Below are 12,000 nucleotides of genomic sequence, written 5' to 3'. Positions count from 1 at the left end.
ATCGCGAGAGGCTAGAGGACCTCGACGTTCGCTCCGGACATGCGGTTTCGGCAGTCGAGAACGTAGGGCGCGTTCTCCTGGATCATTGCGAGGTCGAATCGCGCGTGGTCCATGAGGAGCACCACGGCATCGGCGGCCGCGATCTCCTCCGGGGTCGCGTCCACCCGGCGCACCTTCAGCTTCGTGTCGTCGCCGTCCGGAATGTTGGGGTCGGCGCCGCGGACCTCGGCGCCGAGGCCGGTCAGGAGCTCGGCGACACGGGCCGAGGGCGACTCGCGGAGGTCGGTGGCGTTGATCTTGTAGGTCAGGCCGAGCAGCAGGACCCGCGATCTGCTGACGGGCTTGCCGCGCCTTTCGAGGGCTTCGGCGAGACGCTGGACGACGTAGTCGGGCATCTGGCGGTTCACCTCGGCGGCGAGTTCCACGAACCGGAAGGGGACGCCGAGCTCCTGCTGAGTCTTCCAGGAGAGGAACAGTGGGTCGACGGGCAGGCAGTGCCCGCCGACGCCCGGCCCTGGGGTGAACCGTGTGAATCCGAAGGGCTTGGTCGCGGCGGCGTCGATCGCCTCCCAGATGTTTACGCCGAGCGGCTTGGCCAGCGTCGCCAGCTCGTTGATCATGGAGATGTTGACCAGTCGGAAGGTGTTCTCGATCAGCTTGGCCAGCTCGGCTACCTTGGGCCCGGATACCGGCACTGTGGTCTGGAAGATGCCGTCATAGAAGCCCTTGATCACATCGAGGGATTTGGCGTCGATTCCGGACACAAGCTTGGGTGTCCCCTCGAAGGACCACCTCTTGTTCCCCGGAGCGATGCGTTCGGGGCTGAACCCGGCCAGGAGGTCCACCCCGCCCTTGAGACCCGACGCCTTCTCCAGGACGGGCAGCAGCAGCTCCTCGGTGGTGCCGGGATAGGTTGTGGACTCCAGGACCACCGCCGCGCCGGGACGAAGGTGCTCGCCCAGCGTCCGGGCGCAGGACTCGACGTAGGTCAGGTCGGGCACGCCGTCCCGCAGCGGGGTCGGCACGGTGATCACCGCGATGTCGAAGCCGGCCAGTGCCGCAGAGTCGGCGGTCGCGGAGTAGGCACCGGAATCCAGCACCGCACGGAGCCGCGAGGAGGCCACGTCCTCCACGTAGGACTGGCCGGCGGTGAGCTGCTGGACGCGGTGCGTGTCCACGTCGTAGCCGACGACACGGTGACCCACCTCTGCGGCGCGTACGGCCAGCGGAAGCCCTACATAGCCCTGACCAGCGACAACAACGTGCATGGCGGCTCCTACTCGATTGCGGTGCTTGAATGGACCGTCGTTCCTGGTCTGACAAGGAGAAGTGCTGTGCCCCTGGTGTCTGTCGTGATGCCCGTGTACAACTCGGCAGCCACGCTCGGCGCAGCCGTCCGATCGGTACTCACGCAGACCCACCCCGACCTGGAGCTGCTGGTCACCGACGACCAGTCCACTGATGGCTCCATGGACCTGCTCCGCGAGTTCGCCGAGCAGGACGAGCGCGTCCTGCCTCAGGCGGCACCCGAACAGGGCGGTGCCGGCCGGGCCCGCAACCTCGCGATCGAGCGGGCCCGCGGGGACTACATCGCCTTTCTCGACAGCGACGACATGTGGCTTCCGGAGAAGACCGAGAAGCAGCTCGCCTTCGCCGCGGAAGGTGATGCGCCGCTGACGTTCACCTCGTACTTCAAGATGGACGCCGACTACGACGGGGAGGCCGCCGACTGGGTCCCGAACGGGCGGGTGATCCGTGCGCGGGCACACGTGGACTACCGCGCGATGCTGGTCCAGGACCACATCGGTGCTCTCACCGCCATGTACGACCGCCGTGTCCTCGGCACGAGGCTGATGCCGGAGATGCGCAAGCGCCAGGACTACGCCCTGTGGCTGTCGATCATGCGGGACGGCGCAGATGCCCGAGGCCTGGCCGAACCGCTTGCGGTGTACCGGGCCCACCAGGCGGGATCGCTGTCCTCCAACAAGATGTCCTTGGTCAAGTACAACTGGTCGCTGTACCGCGAGCACGAACACCTGTCGGTCCCGCGGGCGACACGGGCGCTGGCCGGTGCCGCGTGGCAGTCGCTGCGCAACGCGCGCATCTAAATTCGTGCACCAGCCCGCGGGCCCCAGGGTGCAACCTTCCCTGAAGGCACCCGACCGGGCCCCGCTCCGTAACCATGTCGCGCGCGTCGAGGCTGGACCTGGGTGCGGGACTCCGTACATCACCGGTGTTAGGCGGCCGGGCTGTCGCCAGCCGGTGCGCGCAGGAACAGCTGGAGGAGCAGCCGCCGGTCGGAGTCCGGGACGGTCTCCTGGCCACTGTGAAGCGCCTCCCGACCGTGCAGGAAGCGGCGCTGGTTCACGACGAGGTAGTCACCGGATTGGAGCATGAGGGAGACCTGCCCCCGGACGAGCTCCCGGGCGAGTTCCTTGGCGGCGTCGGCATGAGCCGGGGCCAGCTCGGATCTCTCCAGCATCTTGGCGGTGAACCGCACAAATCCATCGCCCGAGCCGGAACTGTTCAAGATCGGAAACGGCTTGTACTCCTTGCCCACGCCGAACAGATCGAAGAAGGTCCCGTAGTGGTAGGCCGACTTGGCCAGCAGAGCGCGGCTGTGCTCCGACAGCCGTGCAATCGCCGCGTGGGGATCAGAGAGGATGCTCAGGCCGCCGCCTAGCGGGTCAGGGCGAACACACAGAAGCGTGGTGAAGTCCGGAGGCAGGGTCGCGTTCACCAAGTCCATGTGGAAGGCGTTGTACCCGATGCCGCTGGACTTGCCGGGGTCCTTGTCGACCTTGACCCCGATGTCCTTCCACAGGGGCCACCGTGGGAAGGGAGAGAAGGGGACCGCCACCTCGGCCGCGAAGCCGGTCACCAGCCGCCGCAACCGGGTTCCCGTCCCCAGCGCCTTGGCGACATTCCCCAGGCGCAGCACGGCGTATCCGCCACCCTCCTTGGTCAGCGCGTGACGCAGGGCCGTGGCGGTTTCCTGGAACTGAGGGGCGGCCGCCAGCTTGGCCCGGTACTCCTCCACGGTGAGATCTGCCAGGAACGCCCCGTCCAGTTGCCAGGGTGGAAGCGAGCAGTCGATCAGAGCGGCTTCGAGTTTGCTCGGGATGTCGATGAGCACGCGGAGCTTCCTGTCTCTAAGGGTTCTCAAGGTGTCGTCCTGCGTTGCTGTCGTCTGGGCGCCGAGGCTCGGCGGACGGTAGCCGCAGGGCTTCGTCCGCCGAGCGGTTCTCGGGCACCCCTCACGCCCCCGCGGACTCGTCACGCAGACCGTGGAGGGAGCACAACCGTTCAGGGCTGCCCGGAACGTGTCGACTGGCACCCGAGCCGGGTCTATGTCGCCGTTGTACGGAGAGCCAGGCAGACGAGGGAGCCGCGCAGTTCGTAGCGGACCGCCTGTGCCCACCCACGCGTGAGATTGGAGATCTCCCGCGCGGTCATCCCGCCGGGCTGTCTGCCTTGCGCGGTGACTACCGGTATGACGACGTACATCCGGCCTCCGGGGCGGAGCCACCGTTCCCGGATGCGGCACATCCACGCGCCTGGGTTGGTAAGGAAGGGCAGGGTGAGACGGCTCACGACGAGGTCGATGCCGTGGAGCGGTAGCCCGGCCGGGTCACCCTCGTTGAGGTCGTGCCGCATGTAGCGCACGCCGACCATCGGAGTGCGGCGGGCCGCGGTGAGCGCCGACTCCGAGAAGTCGATGCCGGTGACGTCGTACCCGAAACGGTGAAGCTGTCGGGCGAACGGCCCGGTACCGCAGCCGGCGTCCACCGCGACGTGACCGCACCGAACCGGGAAGGGCCGTGCAAAGGCGGCGAGTTCCACATCGGTGAGCGGATGGTACGTCTGGCCCGCGTCCGCCCAGGCGTCCCAAGTGGTCACCGCAGGCCGGGCACTGTCTGTGGTCACGATAACGACCTCCGGTTCTGGCCCCTGTGCGAGCGGGACGGCAATGGGTTCATGCGGGCTCTCCGAGAGCGGGTCGGGCAGGCGGGCAGTCGACTCGCCGAGCCTGCGTAGCGGAGACGGGGGAGGCGTAGCGGCAGCCCACCGCGCGGCCAGCTGCTGCCCCTCCGCTACACAGGCCGGGCCAGCCCCCGACATCTCAGGCCGGTGTCACGCCACGGTCTTCAGTTCCCGTCGAGCGGCGAGACGATCGAGGAGTTCGCCCGCTACCCACGCCACCTGCCTCAAATGGGGCACCCTCTCCGAGGGCATTCCACAGGGCGCTTCCCTCGCCAGCTCTCGGGCCCGCTGAACCAGGGTGGCCACGTAGCCGTCCCGTCGCCCGGACTCCGCCGCGACAGCTATGTCCAGCAGCTGTGCCAGTTGGCCTTGAAGCCGGGCAGTGAGGCGTACGGCTTCAGCCTCTGCAGGCGGGACATCGTCCAGGGCGGTGGCCACGTCGTCCAGAAGAGCGTCACCGTCGAGCGGCGTCCATGACCTCAGCCTGTCCAGGACTCCCGCTAAGGAGTCGGCATCGAGCGGCGGTTCCCACAGTGGGACCTGAGAGTGTGTCCACCGTGGACTCGTGGCAACGGCGTTCATTGACCCACCCCCGGCAGGGCCAGCGTGCACCAGGTGGTTGACGTCTCCGGGACGACGCCCCACTCTGCTGCCAGCGCCTCAACGAGGAAGAGGCCCCGGCCGGACTCCTGATGCGGTCTGGGATGCACCAGCCTGGGCGACCCGGCAGAGGAGCCGTCATCCACCTCGATCCTCACGGTGCTCTCCGTCAGGGACATCGTGAACTTCACCCGCGTGCCGCAGCCGTGTACCAGAGCGTTGGTCATGAGCTCGCTGATCAGGACCTCGGCCGTCGGCCCCAGGCGGGAGCATCCCCACTGGTGCAGCAGGGCACGTCCCACCCGTCGCATGTTCCCCACCTTCAGCGCGTCGCCGGGCACCGGCGGAGCACCTGGTTGCGTGGGGGTGCAGGTGAGATACACCGTCTGCTCGATCGGGGACACCAGCAGTCGGTCAGCCAGCCCAGGCGAGCCCGCGTCCTGCGATGTTTCGGCTGCAACCATCTGATTCCCCTCGTCAACTGGCAGGAACACAGCGGAAGATCGGCATGGTGACCAGGCCAATCCTGTTTGGTGCTGAGGCGGCAGTCTGCTCCGGTGAACGTGCCCTAGCGAGTGCCGTCGCTGTGTCTTCTGGGGACGCTCTATGTCGTAAGTGCGTCCTCTCCGGTTACGAGGCCGGATCTGGGACATCTGCCCTGCGGGAGAGAGCCACCAGCACATAGCGTGGCTGACAGCGTCGCGACGAGCCCAAGAGGTACGTATGGACCCGACCTTCATCCAGTTACTGATCAACGAGCGTGGATGGCAGCAGTACGAAGTCTTCCTGCGCCACTACAGGGAGGCTGCCCAATACCTGGCCGCAGCCGAGGGCCCCCGGAGCCTCGCGACCGCCTCCATCGAGAAGCGGCAGTTCCTCCGCTGGGCGCACGGCGAGATGAGAGGCACACCCCGCGCGGAAGCTCGGCGCATTCTCGCCCACCTCTTCCGCCCCATCCCGATTGACCAGCTCTTCTCCACTGCACCAGATGCCCGAGTGGCTGCCCTGGACGGCACCACGACCCGTTCCTCAGCATGGGTGCAGGACGACCCAAGGGCGGAGGACGCCGTCATGGCCGCGGCCAACGAATCAGCCCACTTTGCCGCACAGGTAGAAGGAAGCAACGTCGGCCCCCACACCATGGAACAGCTTGAGGCCGACATCAGGCGGATAGTGACCACCTACCCCAACCGCCCAGTCCAGCCCGTGTTCCACGAAGTCCGAAACCTGCGGAACCGCTCCTTCGAGCTCCTCGAAGGCCGACAGCCACCCCGCTACACGCGCGACCTATACATGGCCGCCGGAGTGCTGTGCGGCGTGCTCGCCAATGCCAGCTTCGACCTCGGCCGGTACGACGCCGCGGAAACCCAGGCACGCACCGCATTCATGTGCGGTGAACTCGCCGGCCACAACGGTCTTCGTGCCTGGGTGCGGGGCTTGCAGGCACTCATCGCCTACTGGGACGGACGCGCCGCCGACGCTGTCCGGCTCGCGGAGGCGGGCTCCGGGTTCACCCCCGAGGAAGGCACAGCGCAGATCAGACTCGCCAGCATCAAGGCGAGAGCGTTCGGTCAGCTCGGCCGGACAACGGACGCAGTCGCAGCCCTCGCCGAAGCCGATCGGCTACGGGAAGGAGTCACGGCCGACGATGACGTGCTCGGCGGAATGATGGCCTTTCCCCGCGAGAAGCAGCTTTTCTACACCAGCACTACCCACCTGTGGCTGGGCGGCGGACAGCAGCTCAGCGACGCTGAGGAAGCAGCAGAAGAAGCGGTGAACCTGTTCGATGCCGCCGAGTCTGGGAAGAAGCGCCTCGGGGAGATGTGCCTGGCCCGTATGGACCTGGCCACGGCCCGACTGAACCGGGGCGACCTCGAAGGCGCAGCGCAGGAGGTACATGCTGTACTCCACGTCAACGCGCAGCGAGGAACCGAGAGTGTCCGCAAACGGCTGCGGCACTTTCGGCGTGACCTGGCGCTGACCGCCGCAGCCGGTACGGCCACGGCCATAGGGCTCCGGGAAGCACTCGTCGTGCACGAAGACCGCACGAGCCTCGAACTCTCACCCGGAGATCCACATTGACCACCATCACGCTGCTCAACCCCGGCTCCATGGGCGCCCCGCTGGCCAGCCATGCCGTTTCCGCTGGCCACCGGGTGCTTTGGGTGGCCCCAGGGCGGAGCACCAGCACTCGGCAGCGAGCACACCAGGCCGGGCTCACAGCGTGCGACAGCCTTGAAGAAGCCCTCGCCGAGAGCCAGATCGTGCTGTCCATCTGCCCGCCTCACGCCGCTGAAGACGTCGCCAACATGGTGTCGCGGCACCACTTCGCAGGCACGTACGTGGACGCCAACGCCATCAGCCCACAGCGCGTGCGCCGTATCTCCGAGCGCCTGCCTGCCGCGTGCACCGTGCTCGACGGCTGCATCGTCGGACCACCGCCCGCCCACGGACGAAACGCCCGGCTCTACCTCTCAGGGCCCAGCGAAGCAGCCCGCGCGCTGGAGAAGCTGTTCACCGACAGCGACGTACATGTGCGACGTGCGGGAGAGGAAGTCGGCGCGGCGTCGGCGTTGAAAATGGCGTTCGCCAGCTACCAGAAGGCGGCACGGACACTCGCCGGCGTCGCGCACGCGCTGGCTCACCACCATGGTGTTGCCGACCTCCTCACCGAAGAAGCCGCGACCATGCCCGCCAACATCCTCTCGGACCCCGACTACCTGCCCAGCGTGGCAGCACGCGCCTGGCGATGGGCACCCGAGATGCACGAGGTGGCCGAGACACTGCGGGAAGCCAGCCTGCCCGACGACATCGCCAGTGCGACCGCCGAAGTGATGAAGCTCTGGGAGCGCGACAAAGACAGAGCCGACCTTCCCCTTCACGAGGCACTGGCACACCTGCACACCGAAGACGAAGTCGCGGACTGACATCAGCAGGCGGGAAAGGCGTCGCTCCCCCTACCGCAGGGCAGGGGGAGCGACGAGATGAGTCAGTGCAGATCGGTCTCCTTCGGTGGGGTCGCGCCGTCGGGCGCGGGGTCGCTCCTGTACAGCCAGTCAGGCAGAAGGTTGTGAACGACCGGCAGCGCCATCACGCGAGTGACGGCACCGGCCACGGCCAGGGCGACAGCCACACCGGCAACGGACTCGGGGATGCCAGCCGCATCGATGATGAGCGGCAGACCGGCAGCGATGCCGAGGAAGGTCTGGAAGACGGTACGGATGGTTCTCTGGTTGACGTCAGACACGAGGGTGCTCACTTCGCGGGGATCTTCAGGCGCTGGCCCGGGTTGATGATGTACGGCTTGCTGATGTCGTTGGAGCGGGCAATCGCAAGCCAGTTCACGCCCAGGCGCTCACCGATGCGGTACAGCGTGTCGCCGCTGCGCACCGTGTAGCCGCCGGGCTTGTGCTTCAGCCGTTCCGCGATCCGCTTGCGCATACCGCTCATGGAGAAGCCCTTGGGATCGATCTTCCCGGGCTGCCACTCGCGGTGACCGATCACGCTGGGCGCGTGCCAGCCGTGCGCGCGGCAGATCGCTGCGGACACCCGCTCGATGGCCTCCAGCTGCTTCTTGGGCCACGGGTCCTTGCCGTCGCCCAGGTTCTCGCACTCGAACCCGTAGAACCTGGTGTTGCCGTCGGTGTTGGCCTCGTTGTCATGGGGGAGGGGCTTCTCCGCGATGACCGCCCTGAGCACGTCATCGTCCCCGCGGCCTGCGTGGTTGGCGCGGCCGTTGCCGATGAGGTAAACGGTGCCGTCCTTGGCGATCACGCCGTGACACAGCGGCCCCGGAAGGCCCGAGTATCCGTCTTCGCAGATCTTCACGGTCTTCGACGTTCCGGACGTCACCGTGTGGTGAATCATCACCCCGTGGACGGGACCCCACGGCCCCCGGTGGTTACGGTTGTGGGTTCTCCAGCCGGGGCGCTCAACGATGCGAACGCCCTCGGCGCGCAGCGCGGCAACCAGCCGGTCTGCGGAAAGAGGGGTAGCCAACTTCGGTGCTCTTCTTCTCCCCGCGCCCCAAAAATCAGTTACAACAGAGCCTCGTACTCACGGCGGAGACGTGCCGCGAGAGGCCAGCCACAGCTGCAGCAGCAGCATGATCAGCGGCGCGATGAACGCGGAGATCACCAGCCGCCGCGTAGCCGCAGCGTGGGCAGCGTCCTCGCGGCGCTGCCGGTCCACGCGCTCGGTGTACTGCTCGTGCTCGTTCCGCAACGTGGTGAGCGACGTTTCGAGCTGGTCAATCCGCTGAAGGGTCGCCCGCTGGTCTGCCTGATACACGTCGTGAGTGACGACCTGATCCAAACGGGCGGCGAGATGAGCGAGGTCGCCGCGAAGATCCTCGCGCAGCTGTGACACGGCACGGTGCAGCTCCCACAACGTGGGCTCGGCACCAGGCGGCACGGACACGCAATCACTCCCAGCGGCCCCGCACCACGCTCGATGCTACGGGTAGCAAGCACGATGCTCCGCGGTTACTTGATGTAGGTGACGCGCAGCTGCGGCGGATGTGCTTGCCCGACGCCTTGGGCGCGGCCGTAGTACGTCTTGTCCTTGCTGTTCGGGTCCAACGCCACCCCGCGCCACGAGGTGGAGTCGAACACGCTCGTGATGTCGATCCACCGCCCGACGTTCCGGCCCCACGAGATGGTCTTCGACTCGCTGTCGCTGCTGAACTTCGACGGCCGCGACGTGTGGTTGTGCGCCTTGATGACGGCCTTGCCGCCCCCGTTGTAGTACCAGTGGTCGTAGTACAGGTACAGCTCGACCTTCTGAATCTTGGCGCCGGACAGATCCTTCCCCAGTGAGGACGGGAACCCGATCAGTGCTGCCTGGGTGCCGTTGTTGCTGCTGTAGTAGCCCTGCACGCACTTGTTGCCGTAGAAGGAGTTGTACGAGGAGCGGTTCGCGTACGTACCCGACCAGGAGGCTGTGTACGTCTTGGTGTACTGCTTCGTCGGCGGCTCGGCCGTGCCACCTCCATCGTTGCACTTCCCCGTCTCTGGGACGTAGGGGCCGATGTCCTCGATGTAGAACAGCCCGTGGTGGTTGGAGCCGCCGAACAGCCTCACCGTCTGCCCCGACGGGCCGCCCTTGCAGCGGAACGTGACCAGAAGCCGATGAAGTCCAGCGCCGAAAGTGGCCCCGGACCGTATCGTCTCCAGGTGCACGCGCCGGTAACCGGCCGTCGGCAGAGGGTAGATGCCCGACTGGATCTGCGTGGAGTTGATCGTCGGCGTGCTGGCTCCACCATCCCGAAACACGACCGTCAGTTCGCCGCCGCTGGCTGACGGGTCGGCGTAGCAGTCCAGTACCACCCGGTACATGCGGCTGGCGTCAGCGTCGAAGGATAGTTCCACGAACCCGTAGTAGGTGGTGCTGGCCGTCATGGAGCCAGCTTGATAGTCGATAGCGACCAGGCCACGAGGGAACGCCGACAGGTAGGACTCCAGCGGCTGGCCGCCGACCGTCAGCTCCCCGGCCACGGCCAGGTCACCGACACCGGTGTTGCCGTCCTGGTCGATCGTCGCGACCGCCGTACCCGACCCGTCCGTGAGCGTCAGGTAGTTCGGGGTTCCCGTGGTGAGGGACACCGCCTCACCTCCCTGCTCATCGAACAGGCGGAGCCCGGCGGGCGACAGCTCGGCGCGCTGACCGCCTCCCGGTGTCGTTAGAACAGCCCGGCATTCCAGGTTGTCGAAGAAGGCGTACCCAGCAGCGTCAGGCCGGTCACGGCCGTCGGCGGCGACCCGCAGCCTCACGGTGACGGTGTCCGCAGGGATCTCCACCATCTCCGTCATACGCTGCCACGTCGTGGTGACGTCGCTGCGGTGGAGGCCGACAGAGCCGGTCCGTGTGCCATCAGCGTCATAGAAGCCGAGATACATCGCCACCGCGGCGGTGAAGTCCTCCGAACCCTTGTAGTCGGCGCCGATCCAGTACCGCTCACCGGGCTGCACGTAGTTCGGCCAGTGCTGCACGTACCGGTACGTCCCGGGTGCTGTCTCGATCCGCAGAGCTTTCGCCGAGTTGTTGCCGCCGTCCACGACCTCGTAGTGCTCGGGCAGGGTGCTGGCCATCAGCCCCGTCTCGTACGAAGCGTCCGCGACGACGTTCCCCGTCGTTCCGATGCGCAGATGCGTGGCGTCCAGCGTCCCCGCACGGATGTGCCCTCCGGTGAGCGTGTTCGCCGCCATCTCGTCGCCGGTCAGAGATAGGGCCTGGACCTCTCGGGCAGTGATCGTCTTCGCAGCCACCTTCTCGCCTGTGATGGACTCCGCGGCCAGTTCCAACGTCCCGATCGACTCGGCGAGCACCATGCCCGCGCCGATGACGGTCCGGATCTGCGCGTTGTCGAAGTCCGCCGTGCCGGCGGTGCCCTGGAAGTTCTGCAACCACACGGTGGCGGTCACGGCCTGGGCCGGGGCCTGAACCTGGTCGGTGACGGTGGCCCAGTCGGCGCCCGGCGTGGGGGTGGCGATTGCGGTGCCGTAGCCGAGCACCGCGCCGGTGGCACCCTGCCAACACAGGTAGAAGCGGACCGAGTCCCCGGCCCAGTCGGCGGAGACGCGGTAGTCGATGGCGAGGAAGAACCGGTCCCCAGGAGAGACGGCCAGCTCGGTGACGCGCAGGCTGCGAGAGGCTGCTTCACTGCTGGTGCCGTCTACGCGTACCCCGCGAGGAGACCCGTTGCCCTCAGTGAGCGTCCACTCGGCGGCTCCGGCGATGAGCTGCTCGGTGTAGGCGCCCTCGAAGGACGGGTCGGGTATCAGGTTGCCGGTGCCGATGGAGAGCTGACTGTGACCGACCGCCCCGATTTGCAGTTTGGCCTGGGAGACTGCCTCGTCGGCAAGTGCCGCCTCGGTCACGATGCCGTTCAGGACCTCTTGCGCCACCACGGCGGCCGGGCCGACCGGCCCGCTCGTCACGGACGGCTCGGAAGACGCCCCCGAGGTGTTGCGGGCCACGAGCCGGACGTACAGCGGCACGTCCGTGGGCACGGTGACCGTGCAGCCGACAGGTGTTTCGATCGTGGCGCGCAGAGTGGCCGGGGTGGGCGCGAAGCCGTCCAGGGTGGTGGCATGGATTTCGATCCGGGCGAAGTCCAGTGGAGGAGCCTGCACCCCGTCGAGGGTGCCGTGCCAGGTGACCGCTATCCCGCCGAGCACCGAGGTCACGGTGGGCTGTGTCGGCTGGGGAGGTGGTGGCCCGTTGGTGATGTTGACGCCGGTGGTGCCGTCCGGCTGCTGTCCGATGACCGCCCGCAGAGATCCGGCATCGTCGTGAACCTCGATGGCGCCGCCCTCGATGGACGAGTAGGCCAGGCGGGAGGTGCGGTTCTGCTGGCTGAGGCGGCGCTCCAGGTCCGCGATGCGTGTAGCGAGGCGTGCAAGTTCGGTGCCCATG

The 12,000-nt window shown here is 67.3% G+C and carries 12 protein-coding genes; 3 read left to right on the top strand and 9 right to left on the bottom strand.

All coding sequences use genetic code 11. From position 1 onward, the window contains the following. Positions 1–11: 11 nt before the first annotated feature. Complete coding sequence (locus CIB93_RS14085; protein WP_096627147.1) at positions 12–1,268, bottom strand: nucleotide sugar dehydrogenase; 1,257 nt, start codon at positions 1,266–1,268, stop codon at positions 12–14. A gap of 66 nt (positions 1,269–1,334) precedes the next feature. On the opposite strand from CIB93_RS14085, the gene CIB93_RS14080 reads away from it, so the two are divergent. Continuing rightward, the gene (locus CIB93_RS14080) at positions 1,335–2,108 is read left to right on the top strand and encodes a glycosyltransferase family A protein (RefSeq protein ID WP_096627146.1); all 774 of its coding nucleotides are present in this window, start codon (positions 1,335–1,337) and stop codon (positions 2,106–2,108) included. 128 nt (positions 2,109–2,236) lie between these two features. Here CIB93_RS14080 and CIB93_RS14075 read toward each other — a convergent pair whose 3' ends face one another. The 4 genes from CIB93_RS14075 to CIB93_RS37900 form a co-directional block, all read right to left on the bottom strand. Further along, entirely contained in the window at positions 2,237–3,136 is a 900-nt protein-coding gene (locus CIB93_RS14075) for a TauD/TfdA family dioxygenase (protein ID WP_257002180.1), read from the bottom strand. Between the two features lie 212 nt (positions 3,137–3,348). Further along, positions 3,349–3,927 (bottom strand): bifunctional 2-polyprenyl-6-hydroxyphenol methylase/3-demethylubiquinol 3-O-methyltransferase UbiG, encoded by a 579-nt coding sequence (locus CIB93_RS14070; protein WP_179500100.1) that lies wholly within the window; start codon positions 3,925–3,927, stop codon positions 3,349–3,351. A gap of 207 nt (positions 3,928–4,134) precedes the next feature. Continuing rightward, complete coding sequence (locus CIB93_RS38845; protein WP_096627143.1) at positions 4,135–4,566, bottom strand: DUF6415 family natural product biosynthesis protein; 432 nt, start codon at positions 4,564–4,566, stop codon at positions 4,135–4,137. Continuing rightward, positions 4,563–5,048, bottom strand: a complete 486-nt coding sequence (locus tag CIB93_RS37900) for an ATP-binding protein (RefSeq protein WP_179500099.1) — start codon at positions 5,046–5,048, stop codon at positions 4,563–4,565. The genes CIB93_RS38845 and CIB93_RS37900 overlap by 4 nt, the downstream gene beginning before the upstream one ends. A gap of 259 nt (positions 5,049–5,307) precedes the next feature. Here CIB93_RS37900 and CIB93_RS14055 point away from each other — a divergent pair, with 259 nt between their 5' ends. Next, the gene (locus CIB93_RS14055; protein ID WP_096627141.1) at positions 5,308–6,666 is read left to right on the top strand and encodes a hypothetical protein; all 1,359 of its coding nucleotides are present in this window, start codon (positions 5,308–5,310) and stop codon (positions 6,664–6,666) included. Beyond that, a complete protein-coding gene (locus tag CIB93_RS14050; RefSeq protein WP_096627140.1) occupies positions 6,663–7,511 on the top strand; it encodes a DUF1932 domain-containing protein in 849 nt (282 codons plus the stop codon). Before CIB93_RS14055 ends, CIB93_RS14050 begins: the two co-directional genes overlap by 4 nt. Positions 7,512–7,573: 62 nt before the next feature. On the opposite strand, the gene CIB93_RS14045 is transcribed toward CIB93_RS14050, so the two are convergent. From CIB93_RS14045 to CIB93_RS14030, 4 genes are all read right to left on the bottom strand, one after another. Further along, the gene (locus CIB93_RS14045; RefSeq protein WP_096627183.1) at positions 7,574–7,831 is read right to left on the bottom strand and encodes a hypothetical protein; all 258 of its coding nucleotides are present in this window, start codon (positions 7,829–7,831) and stop codon (positions 7,574–7,576) included. A gap of 8 nt (positions 7,832–7,839) precedes the next feature. Beyond that, complete coding sequence (locus CIB93_RS14040) at positions 7,840–8,583, bottom strand: N-acetylmuramoyl-L-alanine amidase (RefSeq protein WP_096627139.1); 744 nt, start codon at positions 8,581–8,583, stop codon at positions 7,840–7,842. A 57-nt stretch (positions 8,584–8,640) separates the two neighbouring features. Beyond that, a complete protein-coding gene (locus tag CIB93_RS14035) occupies positions 8,641–9,003 on the bottom strand; it encodes a hypothetical protein (protein WP_096627138.1) in 363 nt (120 codons plus the stop codon). A gap of 65 nt (positions 9,004–9,068) precedes the next feature. Then, positions 9,069–11,999 (bottom strand): hypothetical protein, encoded by a 2,931-nt coding sequence (locus CIB93_RS14030; RefSeq protein WP_096627137.1) that lies wholly within the window; start codon positions 11,997–11,999, stop codon positions 9,069–9,071. Position 12,000 lies beyond the last annotated feature (1 nt).

The sequence above is a fragment of the Streptomyces sp. WZ.A104 genome (assembly GCF_002382885.1).
Taxonomy (GTDB): Bacteria; Actinomycetota; Actinomycetes; order Streptomycetales; family Streptomycetaceae; genus Streptomyces.
The sequence above is the reverse complement of the archived record's forward strand: the minus strand, read 5'-3'. Positions and strand labels throughout refer to the sequence as shown.

What these genes read in the sequence shown, in the direction of transcription:
- CIB93_RS14030 (WP_096627137.1), bottom strand. Translation starts at nt 11,999, where the DNA reads ATGGGCACCGAACTTGCACGCCTCGCTACACGCATCGCGGACCTGGAG.
- CIB93_RS14085 (WP_096627147.1), bottom strand. Translation starts at nt 1,268, where the DNA reads ATGCACGTTGTTGTCGCTGGTCAGGGCTATGTAGGGCTTCCGCTGGCC.
- CIB93_RS38845 (WP_096627143.1), bottom strand. Translation starts at nt 4,566, where the DNA reads ATGAACGCCGTTGCCACGAGTCCACGGTGGACACACTCTCAGGTCCCA.
- CIB93_RS14055 (WP_096627141.1), top strand. Translation starts at nt 5,308, where the DNA reads ATGGACCCGACCTTCATCCAGTTACTGATCAACGAGCGTGGATGGCAG.
- CIB93_RS37900 (WP_179500099.1), bottom strand. Translation starts at nt 5,048, where the DNA reads ATGGTTGCAGCCGAAACATCGCAGGACGCGGGCTCGCCTGGGCTGGCT.